The organism is Methylobacterium sp. J-092, assembly GCF_022829325.1.
In the GTDB taxonomy this organism is placed as follows: domain Bacteria; phylum Pseudomonadota; class Alphaproteobacteria; order Rhizobiales; family Beijerinckiaceae; genus Methylobacterium.
Map to the genome: position 1 here is coordinate 1 of NZ_JAKSXU010000112.1, position 23666 is coordinate 23666.

The 23666-nt window shown below is 71.1% G+C and carries 25 protein-coding genes and 1 pseudogene; 13 read left to right on the forward strand and 13 right to left on the reverse strand.

Annotated features, from left to right (window positions below):
- The 4 genes and pseudogenes from MKK60_RS12945 to MKK60_RS12960 all read left to right on the forward strand — a co-directional run.
- Nucleotides 1-281, forward strand: a pseudogene (locus MKK60_RS12945) (hypothetical protein); the annotation flags it as partial.
- Between the two features lie 183 nt (nucleotides 282-464).
- The gene (gene ykgO, locus MKK60_RS12950) at nucleotides 465-590 is read left to right on the forward strand and encodes a type B 50S ribosomal protein L36 (protein WP_003601867.1); all 126 of its coding nucleotides are present in this window, start codon (nucleotides 465-467) and stop codon (nucleotides 588-590) included.
- 110 nt (nucleotides 591-700) lie between these two features.
- On the forward strand, nucleotides 701-1315 hold the full coding sequence (locus MKK60_RS12955) for a tetratricopeptide repeat protein (protein WP_147842559.1): 615 nt from the start codon (nucleotides 701-703) through the stop codon (nucleotides 1313-1315).
- Nucleotides 1312-2328 (forward strand): alpha/beta fold hydrolase, encoded by a 1017-nt coding sequence (locus MKK60_RS12960; RefSeq protein WP_243986338.1) that lies wholly within the window; start codon nucleotides 1312-1314, stop codon nucleotides 2326-2328. The genes MKK60_RS12955 and MKK60_RS12960 overlap by 4 nt, the downstream gene beginning before the upstream one ends.
- 114 nt (nucleotides 2329-2442) lie before the next feature.
- Here the strand turns inward: MKK60_RS12960 and MKK60_RS12965 are convergent, their stop codons facing one another.
- The 4 genes from MKK60_RS12965 to MKK60_RS12980 form a co-directional block, all read right to left on the reverse strand.
- The gene (locus MKK60_RS12965) at nucleotides 2443-2556 is read right to left on the reverse strand and encodes a DUF1737 domain-containing protein (protein WP_210246734.1); all 114 of its coding nucleotides are present in this window, start codon (nucleotides 2554-2556) and stop codon (nucleotides 2443-2445) included.
- 77 nt (nucleotides 2557-2633) lie between these two features.
- The gene (pyk, locus tag MKK60_RS12970) at nucleotides 2634-4070 is read right to left on the reverse strand and encodes a pyruvate kinase (protein WP_147728957.1); all 1437 of its coding nucleotides are present in this window, start codon (nucleotides 4068-4070) and stop codon (nucleotides 2634-2636) included.
- A gap of 122 nt (nucleotides 4071-4192) precedes the next feature.
- Nucleotides 4193-4621 carry a DUF1036 domain-containing protein gene (locus MKK60_RS12975; protein WP_147842561.1) on the reverse strand — a complete coding sequence of 143 codons (429 nt, stop codon included), beginning with the start codon at nucleotides 4619-4621 and terminating at the stop codon, nucleotides 4193-4195.
- Between the two features lie 18 nt (nucleotides 4622-4639).
- Nucleotides 4640-5947 (reverse strand): glycerate kinase, encoded by a 1308-nt coding sequence (locus MKK60_RS12980; RefSeq protein WP_243986340.1) that lies wholly within the window; start codon nucleotides 5945-5947, stop codon nucleotides 4640-4642.
- A 211-nt stretch (nucleotides 5948-6158) separates the two neighbouring features.
- Here MKK60_RS12980 and MKK60_RS12985 point away from each other — a divergent pair, with 211 nt between their 5' ends.
- From MKK60_RS12985 to MKK60_RS12995, 3 genes are all read left to right on the forward strand, one after another.
- Entirely contained in the window at nucleotides 6159-6926 is a 768-nt protein-coding gene (locus tag MKK60_RS12985) for an N-formylglutamate amidohydrolase (RefSeq protein WP_243933676.1), read from the forward strand.
- 73 nt (nucleotides 6927-6999) lie between these two features.
- Nucleotides 7000-7308, forward strand: coding sequence for a DUF1244 domain-containing protein (locus MKK60_RS12990; RefSeq protein ID WP_243986342.1), 309 nt, complete (start codon nucleotides 7000-7002; stop codon nucleotides 7306-7308).
- A gap of 163 nt (nucleotides 7309-7471) precedes the next feature.
- Nucleotides 7472-7750, forward strand: coding sequence for a DUF2312 domain-containing protein (locus tag MKK60_RS12995; RefSeq protein ID WP_147727302.1), 279 nt, complete (start codon nucleotides 7472-7474; stop codon nucleotides 7748-7750).
- Nucleotides 7751-7808: 58 nt separating this feature from the next.
- Here the strand turns inward: MKK60_RS12995 and MKK60_RS13000 are convergent, their stop codons facing one another.
- From MKK60_RS13000 to MKK60_RS13020, 5 genes are all read right to left on the reverse strand, one after another.
- Nucleotides 7809-9101 carry an O-acetylhomoserine aminocarboxypropyltransferase/cysteine synthase family protein gene (locus MKK60_RS13000; protein ID WP_147727303.1) on the reverse strand — a complete coding sequence of 431 codons (1293 nt, stop codon included), beginning with the start codon at nucleotides 9099-9101 and terminating at the stop codon, nucleotides 7809-7811.
- 89 nt (nucleotides 9102-9190) lie between these two features.
- Complete coding sequence (locus tag MKK60_RS13005) at nucleotides 9191-9577, reverse strand: response regulator (RefSeq protein ID WP_147727304.1); 387 nt, start codon at nucleotides 9575-9577, stop codon at nucleotides 9191-9193.
- Nucleotides 9578-9652: 75 nt separating this feature from the next.
- On the reverse strand, nucleotides 9653-9979 hold the full coding sequence (locus tag MKK60_RS13010) for a YnfA family protein (RefSeq protein ID WP_147842565.1): 327 nt from the start codon (nucleotides 9977-9979) through the stop codon (nucleotides 9653-9655).
- Between the two features lie 84 nt (nucleotides 9980-10063).
- On the reverse strand, nucleotides 10064-11365 hold the full coding sequence (locus MKK60_RS13015; protein ID WP_243986351.1) for a sensor histidine kinase: 1302 nt from the start codon (nucleotides 11363-11365) through the stop codon (nucleotides 10064-10066).
- A 280-nt stretch (nucleotides 11366-11645) separates the two neighbouring features.
- Nucleotides 11646-13277 carry an ABC1 kinase family protein gene (locus tag MKK60_RS13020; RefSeq protein ID WP_147727307.1) on the reverse strand — a complete coding sequence of 544 codons (1632 nt, stop codon included), beginning with the start codon at nucleotides 13275-13277 and terminating at the stop codon, nucleotides 11646-11648.
- Nucleotides 13278-13567: 290 nt separating this feature from the next.
- Here MKK60_RS13020 and MKK60_RS13025 point away from each other — a divergent pair, with 290 nt between their 5' ends.
- Together MKK60_RS13025 and MKK60_RS13030 are read left to right on the forward strand one after the other, a co-directional pair.
- Nucleotides 13568-14851: an O-acetylhomoserine aminocarboxypropyltransferase gene (locus tag MKK60_RS13025; protein WP_147842567.1), complete on the forward strand. Its 1284-nt coding sequence runs from the start codon at nucleotides 13568-13570 to the stop codon at nucleotides 14849-14851.
- A 332-nt stretch (nucleotides 14852-15183) separates the two neighbouring features.
- A complete protein-coding gene (locus MKK60_RS13030; protein WP_147728870.1) occupies nucleotides 15184-16098 on the forward strand; it encodes a manganese catalase family protein in 915 nt (304 codons plus the stop codon).
- 100 nt (nucleotides 16099-16198) lie between these two features.
- Here MKK60_RS13030 and MKK60_RS13035 read toward each other — a convergent pair whose 3' ends face one another.
- From MKK60_RS13035 to MKK60_RS13045, 3 genes are read right to left on the reverse strand one after another with little or no spacing between them, the layout of a single operon-like run.
- Complete coding sequence (locus tag MKK60_RS13035) at nucleotides 16199-17002, reverse strand: ABC transporter ATP-binding protein (RefSeq protein WP_243986353.1); 804 nt, start codon at nucleotides 17000-17002, stop codon at nucleotides 16199-16201.
- Between the two features lie 11 nt (nucleotides 17003-17013).
- Entirely contained in the window at nucleotides 17014-17895 is an 882-nt protein-coding gene (gene ntrB / locus MKK60_RS13040) for a nitrate ABC transporter permease (protein WP_243986355.1), read from the reverse strand.
- Nucleotides 17895-19229, reverse strand: a complete 1335-nt coding sequence (locus MKK60_RS13045) for a CmpA/NrtA family ABC transporter substrate-binding protein (RefSeq protein WP_243986357.1) — start codon at nucleotides 19227-19229, stop codon at nucleotides 17895-17897. Before MKK60_RS13045 ends, ntrB begins: the two co-directional genes overlap by 1 nt.
- A gap of 414 nt (nucleotides 19230-19643) precedes the next feature.
- On the opposite strand from MKK60_RS13045, the gene MKK60_RS13050 reads away from it, so the two are divergent.
- Complete coding sequence (locus MKK60_RS13050) at nucleotides 19644-20924, forward strand: MFS transporter (RefSeq protein WP_147729685.1); 1281 nt, start codon at nucleotides 19644-19646, stop codon at nucleotides 20922-20924.
- A 36-nt stretch (nucleotides 20925-20960) separates the two neighbouring features.
- On the opposite strand, the gene MKK60_RS13055 is transcribed toward MKK60_RS13050, so the two are convergent.
- Complete coding sequence (locus tag MKK60_RS13055; protein ID WP_243986367.1) at nucleotides 20961-22166, reverse strand: flagellar biosynthetic protein FliO; 1206 nt, start codon at nucleotides 22164-22166, stop codon at nucleotides 20961-20963.
- A 263-nt stretch (nucleotides 22167-22429) separates the two neighbouring features.
- Between MKK60_RS13055 and flgB the strand changes: the two genes are divergently transcribed.
- Genes flgB through fliE form a run of 3 tightly spaced genes read left to right on the forward strand, consistent with a single transcriptional unit; the run spans nucleotide 22430 to nucleotide 23611 of the window.
- Entirely contained in the window at nucleotides 22430-22834 is a 405-nt protein-coding gene (gene flgB / locus MKK60_RS13060) for a flagellar basal body rod protein FlgB (protein ID WP_147728154.1), read from the forward strand.
- Between the two features lie 35 nt (nucleotides 22835-22869).
- On the forward strand, nucleotides 22870-23277 hold the full coding sequence (gene flgC / locus MKK60_RS13065) for a flagellar basal body rod protein FlgC (protein ID WP_147728153.1): 408 nt from the start codon (nucleotides 22870-22872) through the stop codon (nucleotides 23275-23277).
- 19 nt (nucleotides 23278-23296) lie between these two features.
- Nucleotides 23297-23611, forward strand: a complete 315-nt coding sequence (gene fliE, locus MKK60_RS13070) for a flagellar hook-basal body complex protein FliE (RefSeq protein ID WP_147728152.1) — start codon at nucleotides 23297-23299, stop codon at nucleotides 23609-23611.
- Nucleotides 23612-23666: the final 55 nt, after the last annotated feature.

The window sequence follows — 23666 nt, forward strand, 5'->3', positions numbered from 1 at the left end:
GGGGCCGGGCGTGGTGGTTGGGGCGGGGCCGGGTGGCGCGCGGGCCGCGGTCGTACGCCGGCTGCGTCCCGGGCGACGGCTCGACCGATCCAAAGACCGGACAGAGCTACTACACCGCCCGCATCCGCGTGCGCGAGACCCAGCGCGAGCGCCTGGGGGAGGTCCAGGTCGTGCGCGGCATGACGGTCGAGGCCTGCCTCCAGATCGGCGAGCGCTCCGTGATGAGCTACCTGATAAAGCCGCTCGCCGACCAGGTCGCCAAAGCCTGGCGCGAGAAGTAGGCACGCGGGCACGGCCCTGCGCGATGCTTCGCTGCGGTGCCTTGCCTCGTGCGGCCGAATCCTGATATGGGGCCCGCTCTTTCCGCGATGCGTCCGCCGCCATCGCCGTGCGCCCGCGAGGGCGTGCGATCCCGACACCCTTTCGATGGACGGCCGGTCCGACCCGCGCCGCGTGCAAGACCGATGAAGATTCGCAACTCCCTCAAGTCGCTCCGTGGCCGCCACCGCGACAACCAGCTCGTGCGCCGCAAGGGCCGGGTCTACGTCATCAACAAGACCCAAAAGCGCTTCAAGGCCCGCCAGGGCTGAGGCGTCGCGGCATCCGTCCCCGACGGATGCCCAACCGGGCGGCGCGACCGCCCCCGCCGCGCGGCATCCCGCGCGTTGACGCCGGCGGGCGGGGGGACCAAGCTCCCCGCATGGCGCCCATCGCTCGACCGCTTCTGTTCGTCCTGCTCGCGACCGTCTCGACGGCCGCCGCCGCGGCGCCGCCCGGCAATCCGGACCGCCATCCGCCGGCCGCCGCCGAGCCGAAGGCGCAGGACCGCAAGCCCGCCGCCAGCCTGAACGAGCTGTACGAGCGTCTCCGCAACGCCGAGGACGACGCCGAGGCGAAGGGCGTCGCGACCCTGATCGAGCGCCGCCTCGACCGGTCCGGCAGCGCCACCGTGGACCTCCTCACCGATCGCGCCCGCCAGGCGATGACCGCACAGGACTTCGCCCTGGCCGCCGAGCTGATGGACCGCGCCACCGCGATCGAGCCGGCCTGGTCCGAGGGCTGGAACCGGCGCGCGACGGTGTTCTGGCTCCTGACCGACAGGGAATCGGCGATCGCCGACCTGCAGCGTGCGCTGGTGCTGGAGCCGCGCCACTTCGAGGCCTGGGCGGCCCTCGGCCGGATCTACCTGTCGATGGACGACAAGGCGCGGGCGATGAACGCCTATCGCCGGGCGATCGCCATCTACCCGCGCATGCCGAAGCTCAAGGACGCGATGGAGCGTCTGTCACCCGAGGTCGACGGTCGCGACCTGTGAAGGCCGTGATCCTCGCGCTCGCGAGCCTGCTCGGCCTCGTCGCGGCCCTGATCGGCGCCGTCCTCGGCGCGGGCGCGGTGGCGACGCTGATCATCACCGCCCGGGTCTCGGCGCAGCATCCCCCGGAAGGGCCGTTCGTCGACGTAGCCGGCGGCCGCCTCGCGACGATCCAGGCCGGCCCCGAGACCGGGGCCCGCGCCACGGTCGTGCTGCTGCACGGGGCCTCGGCCAACGCCTCCGACCCGATGGAGGGCGTCGGGCGGGCGCTCGCCGCGCAGGGTTTTCGCGTCGTCGCCTTCGACCGGCCGGGCTTCGGCTGGAGCGACCGGCTCTCGGGCGGGGACGCCGCCGCCCCGGCGGTCCAGGGGGCGGCCATCGCCGAGGCGCTGGAGCGCATGAACGTCGGCCCGGCGATCGTGCTCGGCCATTCCTGGGCGGGCGCCCTGGCGCTGAGCCTCGCCCTCGACCATCCCGAGCGCGTCTCCGGGCTGGTGCTGGTCGCGCCGGTGGCGCTGCCGTTCCGCGAGGCGCGGACCCCGGCCTGGTACTGGCGCCTCGCGCTCCAGCCGCCGGTGGCGTGGCTGCTGAGCCGGACGCTCGGCCCGCCCATCGGCCTGCGCTTCCTCGAGACGGCGGCGCGCAACGTGTTCCAGCCGCAGCCGGTGGCGGAGGGCTACGTCGACCGCAGCCGGGCCGCCCTGGTCCTGCGCCCGGCCACCCTGCTCGCCAGCGTGCAGGACCTGGTCGCGCTCCCCGCAGCCCTCGCCGCGCAGGCGCCGCGCTACAAATCGCTGCGCGTGCCGACGACGATCGTCACCGGCGATGCCGACGGCGCCGTCGGCAACACGAGTCAGGCCGAACCCCTGAGCCGCACGATCCCGGGGGCCGACCTCGTCGAGCTGCCGGGGATCGGCCACATGGTGCCGTGGGTGTCGACGCAGGCGCTGGTCGACGCGGTGTCGAAGATGGCCGAGCGGGTCGCCGCGCCGGAAGCCGCCCCGGTCGCGCCCTGAGGCGCCGCCTGGACCGGTCGGCGGTCGGATCGGCCGTCAGCGCGACGCGGAAGGCCAGACGACGGCTCGGGCCACGACGACGTGGATGCCGTTGAAGGTCGCCGCCGACGATCCCTACGGGACTTGGCCGAGGGCGAGGGCGTCCGACACGCGACGACGGAACGCCGCGTCGTCCTTGCCGGTCGGCAGGCGATAGGCCGGGAGGCCGTCGGGTGGCTGCGACGTCATCGGGAAGCCTCGCTACGATCGCCGCCGGGGCGAGCGGCGGCGCTCCGTCCCGCCGAAGAACGGGACGGAGCGGCCGATCACGCCTTCGCGGCGTGCTCGCGGGTGATGAAGGCGATGCGCACGAGGTTCGTCGCGCCCGGCGTCCCGAAGGGGACGCCGGCGACCACGATGACGCGGTCGCCGACCTCGGCGAAGCGCTCGCGCACCGCGAACTTCGCGGCCCGGAAGGCCATGTCGTCCACGTCGCTGGCATCGTTGGTGACGATCGGGTGCGTGCCCCAGGCGATCGCCAAGCGGCGCGCGGTCTCGCGCTTGGGCGTCAGCGCGATCACCGTGGCGTTCGGGCGCTCGCGCGAGAGCCGGAGCGCGGTCGAGCCCGAATGGGTCCAGGCCATGATCGCCTCGAGGTCGAGCGCGTCGACCATCTGGTGGGCGGCCGCCGCGATGGCGTCGGCGGCGGTGTGGTCCGGCGTCGAGTTCTGCGCGCGGATGATCGACCAGTACAAGGCGTCGCGCTCGACCTCCTCGGCGATGCGGCTCATCATGCCGATCGCCTCGAGCGGGAAGGCGCCCGACGCGCTCTCGGCGGAGAGCATCACCGCATCCGCGCCCTCGTAGACCGCGGTCGCCACGTCGGACACCTCGGCGCGGGTCGGCACGGGGGCGGTGATCATCGATTCGAGCATTTGCGTCGCGACGACGACGGGCTTGCCCATCCGCCGGGCGCCGCGGGTGATGCGCTTCTGCACGCCGGGCACCTGCTCCAGCGGCATCTCCACGCCGAGGTCGCCGCGGGCCACCATCACGCCGTCGGAGATCTCCATGATCTCGTCGAGCCGGGTCAGCGCCTGCGGCTTCTCGATCTTGGCCATCACCAGGGCGCGGCCGGCGCAGACCTTCTTCACCTCGGCCACGTCCTCGGGGCGCTGCACGAAGGACACCGCGATCCAGTCGGCGCCGACGTTGAGGCCGGCCTCGAGGTCCGAGCGGTCCTTGTCGGTCATCGCCGGCAGCGGGATCACCGTGTGGGGCAGGGAGACGCCCTTGCGGTTCGAGATGCGGCCGCCGACCTCGACGCGGGTCACGGCGCGCGTCTCGCTCGCCTCGGTGACGGTGAGGCGCAGCTTGCCGTCGTCGATGATGACGGAGTGGCCCGGCTCCAGGGCGGAGAGGATCTCCGGATGGGGCAGGTAGCAGCGGTGGACGTCGCCCGGCGTCGGGTCGCCGTCGAGGACGAAGCTCGCGCCGTTCTCGATCATCGCGAACCCCTCGGCGAAGGCGCCGAGCCGGAGCTTCGGGCCCTGGAGGTCGACCAGGATGCCGATCGGGCGCTTGAACTCGCGCTCGACCGCGCGGATCGCCTCGACCTTCTCGGGCAGCTTCTCGCGCGGCAGGTGGCTCATGTTGAGCCGGAACACGTCCACGCCGGCGCGGAAGAGTTTCGCGATCATCTCCGGCGAGTCGGAAGCCGGACCGAGGGTGGCGACGATCTTCGTGCGGCGTGAACGTTTCATCGGGCCTCCTGGGGCACATCGCTGCCGCCGCGTGCCCCTTGGCGGAACATCATGAAGTCGTGACGACGGGCATGCGGCCAGAAGCACCGGTCATGCTGCCCCGTCAAGGCGGGGCGGGGGGATCAGGGCTGCGGTGCGGCCGGCTGGTTCGGGTCGGAGAGCTGGATCGTCCAGCTCTTCTGCTCGCCGGTGTCGACCTCGAAGAAGCCGTTGCGGTCGTAGCCGCGGGCGAGGCAGTCCTCGACGCCGCGGATGGTGAACTCGCTGTCGCGGGTGCACATCAGCGAGCGCCCGCTCCACTCGCCGCCGCGCGTGTAGTCGACAGCGAAGACGTAGTAGAACCGTGCGGCCAGGGCGCCCTTGAGCAGGGTCTCGCACGCCTTCGGCGTCAGGTCCCACCAGCCCTCCGTGACCCAGCCCTGCGGGTCGCGGTAGCCCAACGCGATGCCGACCTTGCTCGGGGTGAGGTTGCACAGGCGCAGGTCCGCGCGGGCCGGCGAGGCGCCGAGCAGCGCGAGCCCGAGCGCCGCGCCGATCACGAGAAGCCGCAACGCAAACTCCCAAAAAAGTCAGCCGACGAGGATGATGCGGCAGTCGTTGACATTGGTCTTCGTCGGGCCGGGCTGAACCAGGTCGCCGATCTCGGCGAAGAACCGGGTGGAATCGTTGTCGGCCAGCATCGCGGCCGGATCGAGGCCCGCGGCGCGGGCGCGAGCCAGCGTGGTCGGGTCGACGAGGCCGCCGGCCGGGTCCGTCGCCTCGCCGCGGCCGCCGTCGGTGCCGTCGGTGTCGGCTGCGATGCCGGCGATCCCGGTCTCGCCGTCGAGCGCGATGGCGAGCGCCAGCGCGTATTCCTGGTTCGGCCCGCCATGGCCCTCGCCGCGGATCGTCACGGTGAGCTCGCCGCCGGAGATCAGCGCGACCTTGCGGCCCGAGGCCTTGATCTCGCGGGCGATGCGGGCGTGCTCGGCCGCGACCTCGCGGGCCTCGCCCTCGAGGTCGGCGCCGAGCATCACCGGCTCGTAGCCGGCGGCCTTGGCGGCGGCGGCCGCCGCCTCCAGCGCGTCGATCGGCCGGGCGACGATGCGGTACTCGGCCCGCGCGAAGGCCGGGTCGCCGGCTTTCGGGGTCTCGTTCAGCGGGTCGTTCAGCAGGCGGATCGCGGTCTCGGGCAGCGGGATCCCGCGGCGCTCGCAGATCGCGCGGGCGTCGGCGAGCGTCGACGGATCGGGCACGGTCGGGCCGGAGGCGATCACCGCGGGGTCGTCGAACGGCACGTCGGAGATCGCCAGCGTCAGGATCGAGCGGGCGTCGCGCGCGGCCACCGCGAGGCGGCCGCCCTTGATGCGCGAGAGGTGCTTGCGCACGGTGTTGATCTCGCCGATCGGCGCGCCCGAGCGCAGCATCGCGCGGGTGATCGCCTGCTTCTCGGGCAGCGTCAGGTCGCCGGCCGGCGCGATCCAGTTGGCCGAGCCGCCGCCCGAGAGTAGAACCAGCACCTCGTCGTCGGGGCCGGCGGCGGTGGCGAGCGCCAGCGCCTCCCGGGTCGCGGCGATGCCGGCCTCGTCCGGTACGGGATGGCCGGCCTCGACCATGCGGATGCCGGGCGCGTCCTGCCCGTAACCGTGGCGGGCGACGGCCAGGCCGACGATGCGGTCGTCGCCGAGCCCGTGCTGCTCGCGGTAGAACCGGCTGGCGACCGCCGCCATGCTTCCCCCCGCCTTGCCGGCGCCGAGGATGATCAGCCGGCCCGGGGTCGGCGGCGGCAGGTGCGCCGGCAGGCAGGTATCGGGGTGGGCGGCCTCGATCGCCGCGGCGAGGAAGCCGTCGAGCAGGGTCCGCAGGGCGCGCGTGGCGGGGTCGATCTCAGGCGTCATCGGTCAGGGTCTCGCGCGTCGTTTCCTCGTTCGTGCGGTCCTCGCCTTCGCGACCCGCGGGTGCGGGCAGGGGCGACGGGCTCTTTGGGCGACGGGCCTGTTTCTTGCCGTGGCCGTTTCTTGCCGTGAGCGCACGATCCTTGATACGTGCTCTGCCCGAGCCTTGCCGTGACGGCAAGACCTCCCAGCCTCCGCGAACCGAACCGGACCCGTGCCCCTGTCCCAGAGCCTCGCGCGACACCCGCCCCACCCGGTCGAGACGATCCCGGGCGATCCCGCCTGCGGGCTGATCCTGGCCTGCGACCACGCCTCGAACCACGTGCCCGACGACATCGAGCTCGGGCTGCCCGAGGGCGAGTTCCGGCGCCACATCGCCTACGACATCGGGGCGGCGGGCGTGACCCGGCGGCTCGCGGCGCTGCTCGGCGCGCCGGCGATCCTCACCGACTTCTCGCGGCTGATCATCGACCCGAACCGCGGCCGGGCCGACCCGACGCTGGTGATGCGGCTCTCGGACGGGGCGGTGGTGCCCGGCAACGCGCGGATCGACGAGGCCGGCAAGCAGGCGCGCATCGCCCGCTTCTACGATCCGTTCGACCGGGCGATCGATGCCGCGGTGGCGGCGGCCGACGCCGCGGCCGGCCCGCCGATGCTCCTGACGATGCACAGCTTCACCCCGTTCTGGCGCGGCGTCCCCCGGCCCTGGGAGGTCGGCATCCTCTACGACCGAGACGAGCGCCTCAGCGCGCCCTTGATCGCGGGCCTGCGCGCCGACCCCGCCGGGCTGACGGTGGGCGACAACGAGCCCTACGGCGGCGGCCTGCCCGGCGACACGATCGACCGGCACGCCACCGCGCGGGGGCTGGCCAACGCGCTGGTCGAGATCCGCCAGGACCTGATCGCCGCCGAGGCCGGGCAGGGCGAATGGGCCGCGCGCTTCGCCGGGCTTCTCCGCCCGCTGATGAAGGGTCGCGCTTGACGCGGGCACGCTTGACTCGGGCGCGCCCCGCGCCGACCTCCAGCGGATCATTTACGAACAGCGCGAGAGGCCGATGACCGAGATCGATCCGAAGACGCAGACCGAGCTCGAGGCGGCGGTCTACCGGCGCCTGGTGGCGCATCTCCAGGCGCGTACCGACGTCCAGAACATCGACATGATGAACCTCGCCGGCTTCTGCCGGAACTGCCTGTCGAACTGGATGAAGGACGCGGCCGACGCCGAAGGGCTCGGCCTGACCAAGGACGAGGCCCGCGAGCGGGTCTACGGGATGCCGTTCTTCGAATGGAAGGCGAAGTACCAGACCGAGGCCAGCCCCGAGCAGCAGGCCGCCTTCGCCAAATCCGCGGCGGAGCCGCACTGAACGTCCACGGCGGAGCCGCACCGAACGGCTGCGGCGGAACCGCGCTGACGCGTTCCGCCACCGGGCCGCGGCGACGCGTTCCACGGCGGGGCTGCGCGGGTCGCTCCGGCTAAGCTCCCGGTAAGTTTACTCCCCTACGAACCGGGCAGGACAGGAGAGAACCATGAACGCGCATGCCATGCCGACCCCCGGCGACGTGTCATCATCCGAGGGCGTGGCCGCCGACGAGCTTCGCGCGTTCATCGAGCGCATCGAGCGCCTCGAGGAGGAGAAGAGCGGCATCGCCGGCGACATCAAGGAAGTGATGGCCGAGCTGAAGGGCCGCGGCTTCGACGTGAAGGCGGTCCGCACCATCCTGCGCATGCGCAAGAAGGACCACAGCGAGCGCCAGGAGGAGGAGGCGATCCTCGAGCTCTACATGCAGGCGCTCGGCATGGTCTGACGGCTCGCGACGGCATGCTCGACCACGGTCGAGCATGCCGCAACGTCCGAGGCGACCTTCAGCCCACCTGGGCCAGGGCCTGCGCGATGTCCGCGATCAGGTCCTCGACGTTCTCCAGGCCGATCGACAGGCGGACGGTGTCGGGGCCGACGCAGGCTGCCTCCTTCTCGTCCTTCGGCAGCTGGCGGTGCGTCGTCGTCGCGGGATGGATCGCCAGCGACTTGATCTCGCCGATGTTCACGAGGTGCGAGATCAGCTCCAGGCTGGTGATGAACGTCAGCGCCGCCGGCTCGCCGCCCTTCAGGGCGAAGGTGAAGATCGAGCCCGGCCCCTGCGGCACGTAGCGCTGCGCCAGCGCCTCGCCGGGCTGGCCGGGCAGGCCCGGATAGCTCACCCAGGCGACGGCCGGATGGTCCTTGAGGTAGGCGGCGACCGTGCGCGCGTTGGCGCAGTGGCGCGCCATCCTGAGCGGCAGGGTCTCGATGCCGGTCAGCGTCAGGAACGCGTTCATCGGCGAGAGGCCGGGGCCGAGGTCGCGCAGGCCGAACAGGCGGCAGGCCACCGCGAACGGGTTGTCGGGGAAGCGCTCGGTGATGACGAGGCCGTCGTAGTCGGGCCATGCGCCGGTGATCAGGTTGTAGTGGTCGGTCCTCGTCCAGTCGAACCGGCCGGCGTCGCAGATCACGCCGCCGATGGTCTGGCCGGAGCCGCCGAGGAACTTCGAGGTCGAGTGCACGACGATGTCGGCGCCGTGCTCGATCGGTCGGATCAGGGCGGGCGAGGCGAGGGTGTTGTCGACGACGAGCGGCAGACCGTGGCGCCGGGCCACCTCGGCGATGCCGGCGATGTCCATCACCGTGGCGCACGGATTGACGATCGACTCGCAGATGATCGCCCGGGTCTCCGGCGTGATCGCCGCCTCGAAATCGGCCGGCGTCAGGCCCTTGGCGAAGAGCGGCTTCAGGTCGTAGCGCCCGTCGAGCCGCCGCATCAGCCCGAGCGAGCCGCCGAACAGGCGCGGCGAGGCGACGTAGGCGTCGCCGCTCTTCATCAGCGTCAGCATCACCAGCAGCAGCGCCGACTGCCCCGAGGACACGGCGATGGCAGCCTTCGCGCCCTCGAGCGCGGCCACGCGCCGCTCAAGGGCGGCGACGGTGGGGTTCGAGCCGCGCGAGTACGAGAACCCGGTGCGGCGCATGTTGAAGATGTCGGCGGCCTGCTCGGTGGAATCGAACACGAAGCCGTTGGTGAAGTAGATCGGCTGCGCCCGCGCGCCGGTGGCCGGGTCGGGGCTGGCACCGGCATGGATCGCCTGGGTGGCGAATCGGGGCGTCTTCGGCGTGTCTGTCATCGAACTCGGTCCTCGGGACCATGCCCTATCACGGCGGACCGGGGGAGGGGCAACCGCGGGCAGGGCCCGTCGGGCCTGCGGGCGTGGGCTCAGGCCGCGCGGTGGATGAAGGAGCGCAGCGTCCGGACCAGGGTGTTGGGCTCGTAGGGCTTCGGGATGAAGCGGGCGCCGTCGGGCATGTCGTAGGGGCCGGGCGTGCCCATGCCGGACACGACGAGGACCGGGATCGCCGGCCAGCGGTCGGCCACGAGGCGGGCCAGCGCGAAACCGTCCATCGAGCCTTGCGGCATGTCGACATCGGTCATCAGAACTTGAACGTCGTCGCGATTCTCAAGAACCTTCAGCGCCTTGTCCGCATGGCTCGCTTCGAGAACCGTGAAACCCGCATCGGCGAGGGTGTCGGCGGCTTCCATCAGAAGAAGGCCGTCGTCTTCCACCAGGAGAACGACGGGTTGATCTGTCGGGCTGTCGGTCATCAGGCCTGCGGACACTGTGTTTGAACACCAGCACCGGGGCCTATTCCCCGGTGTCCGCCTCGTCAAGGCGCGCACTCACGCCGGCCTCGGCCCCCACAGGATGAGGCCGGCGCCGGCGAGACAGATCATCGCGCCGGAGAGGTCCCAGCGGTCTGGCGGGCGATCCTCCACGAGCCAGAGCCAAGCGAGCGAGAGCGCGATGTAGATGCCGCCGTAGGCGGCGTAGGCGCGCCCGGCGGCCTCCGCCTCGACCCGGGTGAGCAGCAGCGCGAACCCGGCAAGCGCGAGGGCGCCGGGCAGGAGCCAGAGCGGCGAGTGCCCGAGCCTGAGCCAGGCCCAGGCGGCAAAGCAGCCGGCGATCTCGCAAAGGCCGGCCGCGACGTAGACGAGGAGCGTGGACACGCCGCGACCTCTCTCACGCCCGGCGGCGATCGCCAATGGGCGGCGCCCGCCTGGGCGTCGCGCCGGATCCCCGGCGGGGGTGCCTCAGGCGGCGACGACCGAGACGAGCGGCGCCTCCAGGGTCAGCACCGCCCCGGTCGGCGGAAACCGGAGCGCGACCGCGCCGCCGAAATCGTGGCTCAGGCACCGGGCGATCAGGCGCGTGCCGAACCCCGTCCGCGTCGGCGGCGCGACCGGCGGACCGCCGATCTCCTCCCAGCGGAAGCGGAGGCGCGCATCCGGCTCCGTCTCGTCGATCGCCCAGGAGATCGCCACCCGGCCGGCGCCGGTCGAGAGCGCGCCGTACTTGGCGGCGTTGGTGGCGAGCTCGTGCAGCATCAGCGCCAGGGTCAGGCCGTGGCCGGCGGCGAGCGTCAGGTCGGGACCGCTCACCGTGAAGCGGCCGGGCACCCCGTCGCCGTGCAGCGCCACCGCGCCGGCGACGAGGCCCGACAGCGAGGCGCTCGACCACGCGCCCTGAACCAGCACGTCGTGGGCCTGGGCCAGCGCCACGAGGCGGGCATCCAGCGCCCGGCCGGCCTCCTCCAGCGAGGGGGCGTTGCGCAGGGTCTGCGTCGCCACCGCCTGGACCAGGGCGAGGGTGTTCTTCACCCGGTGCGCGAGCTCCTGCATGAGCAGGGTCTGGCGCGCCTCGTTGCGCTTGAGGTCGGTGATGTCGCGCGACACCGCGAGAATGCGTTCGGGGCGGCCGTCGGCGCCGTCGATCGGCGTCACCGCGATGTCCCACCAGGTCGGCGCGGCGCCCGCGTTCAGCACCGCCTGGAAACGGCACGGCCGCCCGGCCCGCGCCGCATCGAGGGCGTCGCGGATGCCGGCACGGCTGTCGGGGGCGGACCAGAAATCGATCCAGGCCCGTCCGACGAGGCCGGCGAACGTCTCGACGCCCAGGACCGCGGGCCCGTTCTCGCTCACGGTGATCAGGCGGCCGTCGAGGTCCAGCACCTTCACGAAATCGGTGGTGGTCCAGAGGATGCGCCGGTTGAACTCCTCGCTGGCCCGGAGCTGCGCGTTCAGCTCCTCGGCGCCGGCGAGGCGGGCGGCACCGCGCGCCAGGTCGCGCCGGCAATGCTCCACGGTGCTCTCGGCCTCGGCGCGCATCCGCACCGCCTCGGCGACGATCCGACGTGCCTCGATGCGGCTGGCGCCGCGTTCCGAGACGACGATCCGGCCGAGGCGCGCGTTGCGTTCGGCTTCCGCGTCGGCCTGCCGGCTCGCCTCGCTCAGCAACGTCCGGAGATGGTGGTTCTCCGCCTCGAGGGCGGAGAGCCGCCGGTCGGCGACCGTGGCCTGAAAGGCGGAAATCTTGCAACTCGCGCCCGTGTCCATCGCACAAGCTCCCCTTCGACGACCGTCGCGCGGCGCCGGCGGGCGTGTCCGCGAGGCGTGCGACGGCGTATCGACCCGCGAAACGCGCGGCGTGGCGACGCGATGTCGAGACGCGGAGCGCGACCGGCGAATGAATCCGCTTCTGAGCCGCGCCCCACCCGCATCCTCACGATTCGGTGGGCGGAATTACGCTAGCATATCGGCCCGGGCCTGCAAGGCACGATTGTAGTCAAGCCGACCGGACCGGAACGGATACAAGTCTAGGCCGTCGCGCAGGACGTCACTTCTTCCGTCCAAGCAGCACGAGCCAGCCGACGCCGAGGGTGAACACGACCAGGCCGATCGTGACGAAGACCGGCGTCCCGAGGTCGATCAGGCGCGGCGCGAGCTGGGTGGCGAAGGCGGCGACCACCAGCGCCACCGCGACGCGGGCCGCCGCCCGCTCGATGCCGCGGGTGACCTTGTCGAGGCCCTTCACCTCGATCTCGACGGTGACGCGGCCCTGCTTCAGACGCACCAGCATCAGGTGGATCAGCGTCGGCAGCTCCGAGGCGGCGCCGTAGAGGCCGACGCCCAGCGCCTCGGCCTTGGATTTCAGCCCGGTCAGCGAGAACTGCGTCTGCATGCTCGCCCGCACCGTCGGGCCGGCGGCGGCGAACAGGTCGAAGTTCGGATCGAGGTGGCGCATCACGCCGTCGGCGGTGACGAGGCCCTTGAACAGGATCGCGAGGTCGGTCGGCATCGCGAGGTCGTTCTCGCGCGCCATGGTCATGAAGTCGGTGAGCACCAACCCGAGATTGAGCGGGATCGAGGAATGGCTCTCGACGAAGGCCTGCGCCGAACCTTCCAGCCGGGTCAGGTCCGGGCTGCTCGAGCCGGTCCAGTCGAGCAGCACCGCCATCAGCCCGTCGGCGTCCTGCTTCAGCATCGCGCCGATCAGCACGAGCAGCTGGTTGCGCCGCTTCTGCGACAGGCGCCCGATGATGCCGAAATCGATGAACCCGATCCGGTTACCCGACATCGCCAGCATGTTGCCCGGGTGCGGATCGGCGTGGAACACGCCCTCGATCAGAGCCATCTTCAGGAAGGCGTCGGTCCCCTTCTGGGCGAGCAGCTTCTTGTCGACGCCGGCGGCGGCGAGCCGCGCCTCGTCGTTCGGGGGGATGCCGTGGATGAATTCCTGCACCAGCACCCGCTCGGAGCACCACTCCCAGTGGATCTTCGGGAATACGATGTCGTCGCGGTCGGAGAACAGCGAAGCCAGCAACTCGCAGTTGCGCGCCTCGTTCATCAGGTCGAGTTCGCCGTTCAGGCCGGCGGCGAGGTGGCGCATCTGCTCGCCCGGTTGGTAGCGGGCCATGTCCGGCCATTCGGTCTCGACGATGCGGGCGCCGTGCGCCATCAGGCGCAGGTCCGCGTCGATGATCTTGCGCAGGCCCGGGCGCAGCACCTTGACGATGACGTCCTCGCCCGAATGCAGCTTGGCCCGGTAGACCTGGGCGATCGAGGCCGAGGCGATCGCGTTGGTGTCGAACTCGGCGAAGATCTCCTGCGGCGGCGCCCCGAGGTCGGCCTCCAGCTGCGGGCGGATCGTCTCCCAGGAGACCGGCGAGACCTGGCTGTGGAGCTTGGCCAGCTCCTCGGTCCACATCGGCGAGAGCAGGTCGGGACGGCTGGCGAGCACCTGGCCGAACTTGATGAAGGTCGGCCCCAGGGCCTCGATCGCGCGGCGCAGGCGCTCGGGCTCCGACAGGCGGGTGACGTCGATCTTCGGCTTGCGGCGCGGAAGGATCGGGATGTAGCGCAGCCCGAGCCGGTCCACGACCTTGTTGACGCCGAAGCCGATCAGGATCGAGGCGATCTCCGACAGCCGCTGACGGTCGCGCGCAGCAACGAAGGCGGTTTTCAGCATAGAGCGGATCGATCCGTGCGGGGCGACGAGGGAAGGTGCCCGGACAGCACGAGCATCGGGTCTTTTTTAGGGTCGGAGACCGCGCCGTCTCGGATCGGAGGGCTGCGGCGCTTCGGCCCGGACGGGCGCGCCTTCCCGCATCCGGCGGCTGCGCCTCCCCATCACAGGCGGCCGAGCCGTGCCGTGACGGGGGCCGGCGCCTTGCACCGCCGCGGCGGGGAAGCGTAAACCGCGTGCCAGCGCTGGCGCGAACGTGATCGTGCCCGAACGACCCGGCCGAGGAGAGACCTATGACGACCGACCGGCTGCCCGGCTTCAACACCCTCGCGATCCACGCGGGCGCGAGCCCCGATGCGGCCACGGGCGCACGGGCGACGCCGATCTACCAGACCACGAGCTTCGTGTTCGACGACGTCGACCACGCCGCCTCGCTGTTCGGGCTGCAGGCCTTCGGCAACATCTACTCGCGCATCACCAACCCGACCAACGCCGTTCTGGAGGAGCGCATCGCCGCCCTCGAAGGCGGCACCGCGGCGGTCGCGGTGTCGTCCGGCCACGCGGCCGAGTTCCTGACGATGCACGCGCTGATGCAGCCGGGCGACGAGTTCATCGCGGCCAACAAGCTCTACGGCGGCTCGATCAACCAGTTCAACCACAGCTACAAGAACTTCGGCTGGAGCGTGGTCTGGGCCGACACCGACGACCCGTCCTCGTTCGAGCGCGCGATCACGCCGCGCACCAAGGCGATCTTCTGCGAGTCCATCGCCAACCCGGGCGGCGTCATCACCGACATCGCCGCCCTGTCGGAGATCGCCAAGCGCCACAACATCCCGCTCATCGTCGACAACACCATGGCGACGCCGTACCTGATCCGCCCGTTCGAGCACGGCGCCGACATCGTCGTGCACTCGGCGACGAAGTTCCTCGGCGGCCACGGCAACTCGATCGGCGGTCTCGTGGTCGACGGCGGCACCTTCCCCTGGGCCGGCGACGCGCGCTACCCGATGATGAGCCAGCCGCGCCCGGAATATGCCGGCATGGTGCTGGCCGAGACCTTCGGCAATTTCGGCTTCGCCATCGCCATCCGGGTGCTCGGCCTGCGCGACCTCGGGCCGGCGCTGTCGCCGTTCAACGCCTTCCTGATCCTCAACGGCATCGAGACCCTGCCGCTGCGGATGCAGCGCCACTGCGACAACGCCATGGCCGTCGCGACGCACCTGGCGGGCCACCCCGCGGTGTCGTGGGTGAGCTATCCGGGGCTCGAGACCGACCGCTACCACCAGCTCGCCAAGCGCTACACGCCGAACGGCTTCGGCTCGGTCTTCACCATCGGCCTCAAGGACGGCTACGATGCCGGCGTGAAGCTCGTCGGCAACCTGCAGCTGTTCTCTCACGTGGCGAACATCGGCGACACGCGCTCGCTGGTGATCCACCCGGCCTCGACCACCCACCGCCAGCTCACCGACGCGCAGAAGACCGCGGCCGGCGCCGGGCCGGAGGTGGTCCGCCTCTCGATCGGCCTCGAGGATCCGGCCGACCTGATCGAGGACCTCGACGGCGCGCTCGGCGCTTAGCCGGCCCCGCGCCGGCCTCCCGCCCGCGTCGACGGCGCGATGCGGCTGGGGGCTCGGCCGCCGTGACGCCGACGGATCCGGCCCGGTCTGCGAGACGGCGATCCGCGAGCAGGATGGCGGCGCGCCGTGCCCGTCCGCGCGACCGCATCCGCCACGCTATGCAATCCATGGATGAAGGTCCGGAGGCCGCCGAAAGTCCGGCCGCCGGCGCGGGCCGGGCTCGCCGTCGCGCGGTTGCGATGCGCGGCTATCGGTCCGTCGCCAGGAACAAGGGCGCCGCTCGGCGGTAGCACCAACACGTCCCGGCGCTCCGGCGATAAGGATCCCAACCCATGTTCATGCGCATCGACAAGCTGCAGGCCGAGCTTCCGCAGCCGAAGCGACCCGATCCGAACGCCGCTGCGGCCCTGCAGGAGCTGCTCGGCGGTAAGTACGGCGAGATGTCCACCCTCGGGAACTACATGTTCCAGAGCTTCAATTTCCGCAACAAGTCCAAGCTGCGTCCGTTCTACAGCCTGGTCTCCAGCATCTTCGCCGAAGAGCTCGGCCACGTCGAGTTGGTCTCGACCGGCGTCTCGATGCTGAACAACGGCCCCGGCGACGACACCAAGGACGTCGACATCTCCAAGGCGCCCTTCGAGGACATGAAGGACATCCGGCTCGCCGGCAGCTTCCTGTCGAACGGCGGCGGCGCGATGCCGATGAACTCGAACGCCGCGTCCTGGAACATGGACATGGTGACGACGACCGGTAATCTGATCATCGACCTGCTGCACAACTTCCACCTGGAATGCGGCGCCCGCCTGCACAAGCTGCGCGTCTACGAGACCCTGACGGACCCGACCGGCCGCGAGGTCTGCGGCTACCTGCTGGTGCGCGGCTCGGTCCACGCCCACGCCTACGCGCTGGCCCTGAAGAAGCTCACCGGCGTCGAGATCGAGAAGATGCTGCCGACGCCCAACATCGTCCTCGACAAGATCCCCGAGTGCCAGAAGTACCTGCAGGAGGGGAGCCACCGCCGCCTCTACACTTTCAGCCCGAACGACTACGCGGAAGCCGCCGGCGTCTGGTCGAACGACGAGGTCGCGCTGCCGGGTGATCCGCCCGGCCAGCTCGAGATCGTCGACGGCCACCCCGAGGGCGGCAAGATCCCGGAGCTCGACGGCAATTACGGTGCCTTCGCCCCCGACTACGCGCCCGAGGAAATCTTCGAGATCGCGAGCAAGCTCTACAAGAAGAGCCGCTGATCCGAGGTCGAACGACGAGGCCGGCGCTCCCGCGAGGGGCGCCGGCCTTTCTTTTTTGCGGCCCTGGCAATGGATGCGCCGGCGCGCGCCCGGCGATCGCTCAGGCGGCCAAAGCCGGCTTGGCGTGGCGCGCGTAGAGGAATTCCAGCACCTCCGCCCGGCAATGGACGTAGTCCTTGTCCTCGACCAGCTCGAGGCGACGGCGCGGGCGCGGCATCGGCACGGTCAGCACCTCGCCGATGGTGGCCGACGGGCCGTTGGTCATCATCACGATGCGGTCGGACAGGAGCACCGCCTCGTCCACGTCGTGGGTGATCATGATCACCGTGTTCCGCAGGCGCACCTGGATCTCCATGAGCTGATCCTGGAGATGGGCGCGGGTCAGCGCGTCGAGGGCGCCGAACGGCTCGTCCATCAGCAGCACCGTCGGCTCCATGGCGAGCGCCCGGGCGATGCCGACGCGCTGCTTCATGCCGCCGGAGATCTCGGACGGCCGCTTGTCGGCGGCGTGCACCATGTTCACCAGGGCGAGGTTGTACTCGATCCAGGCCTTGCGCTCCGCCTTCGACTTCGTCCTGGCGAGCACCTTGTCGACGGCGAGCGCCACGTTCTCGCGCACCGTGAGCCAAGGCAGCAGCGAGTGGTTCTGGAACACCACCGCCCGCTCGGGCCCGGGCGACGACACCTCCTTGCCGTCGAGCAGGGTGACGCCGGTCGAGCTCTTCAGAAGCCCGGCGACGATGTTGAGCACCGTCGACTTGCCGCAGCCGGAATGGCCGATGATCGAGACGAACTCGCCCTTGGCGACCTTGAGGTTCACGTCGCGCAGCACCTCGGTGGTGGTGCCGCCGCGGGTGAAGCTGATGCCGACCTGCGAGAGGTCGAGATGGGATGGGTTGGCCATGGTCCCGGTCCTCAAGCTGCGCTGGTGCCGCGGGTGACGACCTGGCCGACCGCCGCCACCAGCCGGTCGAGGACGAAGCCGATTACGCCGACATAGACCAGCGCCACGATGATCTCGCTGATGTGCGAGGAGTTCCAGGCGTCCCAGATGAAGAAGCCGATGCCGACGCCGCCGATCAGCATCTCGGCGGCGACGATGGCGAGCCAGGACAGCCCGACGCCGATGCGAAGCCCGGTGAAGATGTACGGGGCCGCCGCCGGAAGCATGACCTTTATGAAGAACTCGATCGGGTTCAGGCGGATCACCGCGGCGACGTTGCGGTAGTCCTGCGGGATGTTGCGGATGCCGACCGCGGTGTTGATGATGATCGGCCAGATCGAGGTGATGAAGATCACGAAGATCGCGCTGGGCTGCCCGTCGCGGAAGGCAGCGAGCGACAGCGGCAGCCAGGCCAGCGGCGGGATCGTGCGCAGCACCTGGAAGATCGGGTCGAGGCCGCGCATCGCCCAGTCGGACTGGCCGACCAGCGTGCCGGTCAGGATTCCGACGATCGCCGCCAGCGCGAAGCCGAAGGCGACGCGCTGGAGGCTGGCCGAGATGTGCCAGAACAGGCCCTTGTCGGTGCCGCCGTTGTCGTAGAACGGGTGGGCGATGATGTCCCAGGCCTCCGTCACAACCCGCGAGGGCGGCGGCAGGCCGGCGGTGGGCCGCGAGCACGCGACCTCCCAGAACAGCAGGAAGGCCGCGAGCACCACGAGCGGCGGGATCAGGTTGGCGGCCAGGCCCTTCGCCCGCTTGGCGGTGAGGAAGGGCGTGCGGCTCTTCACGGCGGCGGCATCGCGGGCGGCGGTGCCGAGGGCGGTCTTGTCGGCGATCGTCGAGGTGGCGGCCATCACGAGACCTTCTTGATGCCGAGGCTGGCGAGGTAGGCGGCGGGGTTCTCGGGATCGAAGACCTTCCCGTCGAACATCGTCTCCTTGCCGCGGGACGTGCTGGTCGGGATCGCGGAGACGCCGAGCGTCTTGGCCGCGTCGCGCCAGAGGTCCTCGCGGTTCACCTTGGCGATCAGCGCCTTGGTGTCGGTCTGCGCGTCGAACTTGCCCCAGCGGATGTCCTCGGTGAGGAACCAGGAATCGTGCGACTGGTACGGGTACGAGGCGTTGTCGGCCCAGAACTTCATGGTGTGGGGGCTGTTCTCGACGACGCGGCCGTCGCCGTAATCGAACTTGCCCTTCATCCGGTCGATCACGTCGGTGACCGCGATGTTGATCCACTGGCGCTTGGCGACGATGCCGGCGAGCTCGTCCCGGTTCTCGGGCTTGTCGCACCATTGCTGGGCTTCCAGCACCGCCATCAGGAGCGCCTTGGCGGCGATCGGGTGCTTGTCGACCCACGCCGCGCGCATGGTGAAGGCCTTCTCCGGATGGTCCTTCCACAACTCGCCGGTGGTGAGCGCGGTGTAGCCGATCCCTTGCGTGATGAGCTGCGCGTTCCACGGCTCGCAGACGCAGAAGCAGTCCATCGTGCCGACCTTCATGTTCGCCACCATCTGGGGCGGCGGCACGACGATGGTCTCGATGTCCTTGTCGGGGTCGATGCCACCGGCGGCGAGCCAGTAGCGGATCCAGAGGTCGTGGGTGCCGCCCGGGAAGGTCATCGCCGCCTTGACCGGCTTGCCCGAGGCCTTCTTCCGCTCCAGGGCCGCCTTGAAGGGCTTGGCGTCGAGGGCGACCTTGTCGGGCATGTACTCCTTGCCGACGGAGATGCACTGCCCGTTCAGGTTGAGCCGGGCCATGATGTACATCGGCGTCGGCTGGTTGTTCTGCGTCACCCGGCCGGCCGTGATCAGGTAGGGCATCGGCGTCAGGATGTGGGCGCCGTCGATGCCGTTGCCCTCGGAGCCGAGCACGAGATTGTCGCGGGTGGTGCCCCACGACGCCTGCTTCATCACCTCGACGTCGGGCAGGCCGTACTTGGCGAAGATGCCCTTCTCCTTGGCGACGAAGAGCGGGGCGGCGTCGGTCAGCGCGATGAAGCCGAGCTTGGCCCCCTTGACCTCGGGGCCCGCGCCCTGCGCGAAGGCGCCCCCCGGCAGGGCGAGGCGCACCGCGGCGGCGAGCGACAGGGCGCCGGCCGCGCCCTTGAGCAGGCCGCGGCGGGTGCCGGTGCCGGACGCTTCGGCGAGGGGGGACCGGTCGAGGGTGGATTTCGGCTCGTCGTTACGCATCTGCGGCAGGATCCTGACCTTGAAAACTACGCCGGCGCCCGCCGATCCGCACACGAACGCGCCCCGCTGCCCGGAAGGATCTTCGGGGCGGAGCGGATCGCATCAGCGGCGTTGCTGGCGGAGGCGGTGCCGTCTCCATTGACGGACGGTGCAGCTCAGCAGGTTTCGTGCCAGGCTAGCGCAAGTGAAGACTGGCCGAGGCTCGGCGCAAACCTGCCGTCGCATTGAGCTTTTCGCCCCGGGACATCCCTTCGCAGCGCACAAAAAACGCGCGCCGGCGCCGGGATTACGGATCGTGACGTAATCGTGCGTCGTTTCGCAAAACGCCGCGGTTTCGGCGGGCGGGATGCTGTGCAAACGCGGCGCGCTCGACTAACCGGGGCGCACGTCAACACCGCGCGACCGCGAACGATCATGCTCCAGACCACGCCGTCCCCCCTGTCGGCCCGCCGGGTCCTCGCCGCGAGCTTCGTCGGCACGGCGATCGAGTTCTTCGATTTCTACATCTACGCCACCGCGACCGCGCTTGTGATCGGCCCGGTCTTCTTCCCGCCCGGCGAGCCCGGCGTGCAGCAGCTCAGCGCCTTCGCGACCTTCGCGATCGCCTTCCTGGCGCGGCCGGTGGGCGCGGCCCTGTTCGGGCATTTCGGCGACCGGGTCGGGCGCAAGGCGACGCTGGTCGCCTCGCTGCTGATCATGGGCGTCTCGACGGTGCTGATCGGCTGCCTGCCGACCTACGCCACCGCCGGCTGGTGGGCGCCGGCGATGCTGTGCCTGCTGCGCTGCGGCCAGGGAATCGGCTTCGGCGGCGAGTGGGGCGGCGCGGCCTTGCTCGCGGTCGAGAACGCGCCGGCGGGCCGGCGCGCCTGGTACGGCATCTTCCCGCAGCTCGGCGCGCCGGTCGGCTTCATCCTGGCCAACGTCAGCTTCCTGGCGCTCAGCTTCGCCCTGAGCGCGGAAAGCTTCCAGGCCTGGGGCTGGCGGCTGCCGTTCCTGGCCTCGGCCGCGCTGGTCGGCGTCGGCCTCTACGTGCGGCTCAAGCTCAGCGAGACGCCGGCCTTCAAGGCGGCGCTCGCGCAGGCCAAGCCCGAGCGCGTGCCCTTCGCCGCGATGGTGACCGGGCACGGCCACGCGCTCGTCGTCGGCACCCTGGCGATGGTGGCGGTCTACGCCGTGTTCTACATCTCCACCGTCTTCGCCCTCGGCTACGGCACTGCGGCGCTCGGCTACGCGCGGCCGGCCTTCCTGCTGTTCGAGTGCATCGCCGTCTGCTTCATGGCGCTCGGCATCGCGCTCTCCGGCGCCAACGCCGACCGCTTCGGGCGCCGGCCGGTGCTGATGGCCGGGATGGTGGTGGCGTTCGGCCTCGGCGGGCTGCTCGGGCCGATGCTCGGCTCCGGCTCGGGCGCGGTCGTCCTAGCCTTCCTTTGCCTCAGCCTGTTCACGATGGGCTGGATCTTCGGGCCGATGGGCGCCCTGCTGCCGGAGCTGTTCCCGACCCGGGTGCGCTACACCGGCGCCTCGGTGACCTACAACCTCGCCGGCATCGTCGGGGCTTCCGGCGCCCCCTACATCGCCCAGCGCCTAGTCGACTGGGGCGGGATCGCCTGGGTCGGCGCCTACCTGGCGGTCACGGCGGTGATCAGCTTCCTCGCGGTGCTCGCGATGCCGGAGACGCTGCGCAAGGGCGTGTGAACGGCGACCGTCGGCCGGCCGGGCTCCTGCGCCCGGTCAATTCCGCTTGTCGAGGGGCCGCCCGAGGAGGCGCGCGAACTCGGCCTCGATCTCCTCGACCGAGAACGGGTTGGCGGCGGGCTTCGGAGGCGCCGAAGCGGGTGCCGGCGGGGTCTCGACCTTCGGCGGCGGGGGAGGCGGCGCGGGCTCGGCCCTGGGGGGCACCCGAGGCTCGACCGGTGCGGCCGGCGCCGGCGGAGGAAACGGCTCGGCCGGCGGCGGAGCGGGCAGGAACGGTTCGGGCTCGGGGACCGGTGCGGGTGCGGGCTCGCCGGCCGGGGCATCGACCGGCGCCGCCATGGCCGCGGCCATCGGATCGATCGCGGCCGGCGCCGCCGGAGCGGGTGCCGGGCTCGGAGCGGGCGCGGGCGCGGGCGCGGGCGCCGTCCAGGCCGGCGACGGCGACGGGGTCACGGCCGAGGCCGGCCGGGCGAGCGCGGCCTCGAGCTGGCGGGCCATGTCCGATAGGATGGCGGGATCGACCGGGCGACGCTCGGCCGGCGGCAACGGAGGGATCGGCGGGATCGCGGCCGGCGCGAAGGCGGGCTCCTCGGGCGGCGGCTCGGAGCGCGGGCGCTCGGAGGCGACGTCGGGGCGCGGGTTGATCAGCGGCGGCGCGGTCCGGCGCATCGGGCGCCGCGCCGGCGCGTCCGGCCGCGGCCCGGTGACGATCGCCTCGGACGGGCGCGTGTCGGGCGTGAGCGGCTCGGGAGCGCGATCCGCGCGAGGTTCGGCCTCGTCGAGGATCGCCGCGTCGAGGGGCGGGACGGAAGCGAGCGCGCCGCCCGGGCCGGACACGGTCGGCGCGAGCACGATCGGCGTGGCGAAGTCGGGTCGGAACGCCGCCTGGGCCTGCGTCTCGAGGCCCGGGAAGGGGTCGAGCCCGGCTTCGGCGAGCGGCTCGGCCATCGCCTCGGGGCGCAGGGCCGGATCGCGCTGCTGCCCGCGCTGGATGTGGCGCTCGATCACCACGTCGTTCGGGCCGCCGACGAGCAGCAGATGCTCGACGTTGTCGCGCCGCAGCAGGATCAGCTGGCGCTGCCGGTCGAGCTCGTACACGTCGACGATCCCGAGGCGCGGCTGGCGCCCGCGCTGACCGCCGCGCTTCGCGTCGGCGAGACCGCCACCGCCGAGCCGGCGCACAACCAGCACGATCACCGTCAGCACCGCGAAGATCACGGCGAAGATGGTGACGTACTGCACGACCGGAGAGCCGTCAGACCCGAACACGGACTGCAACCATTGCACGGACGATACTCTCGTTCTTCACGGGCCCGGGAGGGCCCTACGCAAAACCGCCCCGTCAGTATCACGGCCGGCCCGCCGCCGGGCAATCATCGTTAAGTCTTCGTTAACAGCTTCGCTGCGGCGCCCGGCCGCGGAAACCTTAACCCGGCGTTAACCAAGCGGGCGGCAGATTTTGCCGGGCGGCCGGAGACCGGGCCGCGTCAATCCGGAGCCCCCTCGTGGCCGTCACCGACATGCCGCTCCTGGGAATGCTCCGGACCAAGATGCAGTGGCATCAGGCGCGCCAGAAGCTCCTGGCCGAGAACGTCGCCAACGCCGACATGCCCGGCTTCCGCCCGCGCGACCTGGCGCAGCCGAGCTTCGACCGGTCGACCGGCCTCGCCGCCTCGACCGGGAGCGCGATGACGCTGACCAGCGTCGGGCACATCGCCGCCTCGGGCGACACCGGCGTCGGCGCCGATCCGCGCCGCGTCACCGAGTTCGAGATCCGCCCGAGCGGCAACGGCGTCAACCTCGAGGACGAGATGATGAAGTCCGGCGACAACCAGTCGGACTACCAGCTCGCCGCGTCGATGTACCAGAAGAGCCTCGATGTCCTGAAGATCGCCATCGGCAAGAAGTGATCGCGAGCCGAGACATGATCGGGGAGGCTTGAGCCATGGATTTCACGAAGTCGCTCTCGATCGCCGCCGCCGGCCTGAAGGCCCAGTCCGGCCGGATGCGGATCATCGCCGAGAACATCGCCAACGCGGATTCGGCGCCGCAGACGCCGACCGGCGAGCCGTACCGGCGCAAGATCCCGACCTTCAAGAGCCATGTCGACCGCGAGACCGGCGCCAACCTCGTGGAGGCGGGACGCGTCCGCCGCGACATGACCGCGTTCCGGACCAAGTACGATCCCGGCAACCCGGCCGCCGACGCGAAGGGCGAGGTGCGGATGCCCAACGTCAACGGCCTGATCGAGAACATGGACATGCGCGAGGCCCAGCGCTCCTACGAGGCGAACCTCAACATGGTCACCACCACGCGCAGGATGATCTCCCGCACCCTCGAAATCCTGAAGTAGGCGAAGGCGGGACACGATCATGGCCAGCAGCAACTTCGCGGCCGGCGCCTACGCCGCCGTCCAGAACGTCGGCAGCTTCAAGGGGCCGCCGAAGATCCAGCCGACGCAAGGGGCGGGCAACGACTTCACCCAGCTGCTCGGCCAGGCGCTCGACGGCGTCGGCGATGCCGGCCGCAAGGCCGACGCGCAGGGCCTGGCGGTGGCCGCCGGCAAGGCCAACGTCGTCGACGTGGTCACGGCGGTGGCCGAGAGCGAGACCGCCCTGCAGACCATGGTGGCGGTGCGCGACCGGATGATCTCGGCCTACGAGGAGATCATGCGGATGCAGATCTAGCGCGTCTTCTCCCGCCCCCGGCAGGCCACCGGATTCACGCATCCGACGGTGCCGA

Coding starts and splice junctions, on each gene's coding strand:
- MKK60_RS13035 (WP_243986353.1), bottom strand. CDS start 17,002: ATGGCCAACCCATCCCATCTCGACCTCTCGCAGGTCGGCATCAGCTTC.
- MKK60_RS13050 (WP_147729685.1), top strand. CDS start 19,644: ATGCTCCAGACCACGCCGTCCCCCCTGTCGGCCCGCCGGGTCCTCGCC.
- MKK60_RS13000 (WP_147727303.1), bottom strand. CDS start 9,101: ATGACAGACACGCCGAAGACGCCCCGATTCGCCACCCAGGCGATCCAT.
- pyk (WP_147728957.1), bottom strand. CDS start 4,070: ATGAAACGTTCACGCCGCACGAAGATCGTCGCCACCCTCGGTCCGGCT.
- MKK60_RS13005 (WP_147727304.1), bottom strand. CDS start 9,577: ATGACCGACAGCCCGACAGATCAACCCGTCGTTCTCCTGGTGGAAGAC.
- MKK60_RS12995 (WP_147727302.1), top strand. CDS start 7,472: ATGAACGCGCATGCCATGCCGACCCCCGGCGACGTGTCATCATCCGAG.
- MKK60_RS13025 (WP_147842567.1), top strand. CDS start 13,568: ATGACGACCGACCGGCTGCCCGGCTTCAACACCCTCGCGATCCACGCG.
- ykgO (WP_003601867.1), top strand. CDS start 465: ATGAAGATTCGCAACTCCCTCAAGTCGCTCCGTGGCCGCCACCGCGAC.
- MKK60_RS13015 (WP_243986351.1), bottom strand. CDS start 11,365: ATGGACACGGGCGCGAGTTGCAAGATTTCCGCCTTTCAGGCCACGGTC.
- flgC (WP_147728153.1), top strand. CDS start 22,870: ATGGATTTCACGAAGTCGCTCTCGATCGCCGCCGCCGGCCTGAAGGCC.
- MKK60_RS12965 (WP_210246734.1), bottom strand. CDS start 2,556: ATGACGTCGCAGCCACCCGACGGCCTCCCGGCCTATCGCCTGCCGACC.
- MKK60_RS13045 (WP_243986357.1), bottom strand. CDS start 19,229: ATGCGTAACGACGAGCCGAAATCCACCCTCGACCGGTCCCCCCTCGCC.
- MKK60_RS13030 (WP_147728870.1), top strand. CDS start 15,184: ATGTTCATGCGCATCGACAAGCTGCAGGCCGAGCTTCCGCAGCCGAAG.
- MKK60_RS12980 (WP_243986340.1), bottom strand. CDS start 5,947: ATGACGCCTGAGATCGACCCCGCCACGCGCGCCCTGCGGACCCTGCTC.
- fliE (WP_147728152.1), top strand. CDS start 23,297: ATGGCCAGCAGCAACTTCGCGGCCGGCGCCTACGCCGCCGTCCAGAAC.
- MKK60_RS13020 (WP_147727307.1), bottom strand. CDS start 13,277: ATGCTGAAAACCGCCTTCGTTGCTGCGCGCGACCGTCAGCGGCTGTCG.
- MKK60_RS12990 (WP_243986342.1), top strand. CDS start 7,000: ATGACCGAGATCGATCCGAAGACGCAGACCGAGCTCGAGGCGGCGGTC.
- MKK60_RS12955 (WP_147842559.1), top strand. CDS start 701: ATGGCGCCCATCGCTCGACCGCTTCTGTTCGTCCTGCTCGCGACCGTC.
- ntrB (WP_243986355.1), bottom strand. CDS start 17,895: ATGGCCGCCACCTCGACGATCGCCGACAAGACCGCCCTCGGCACCGCC.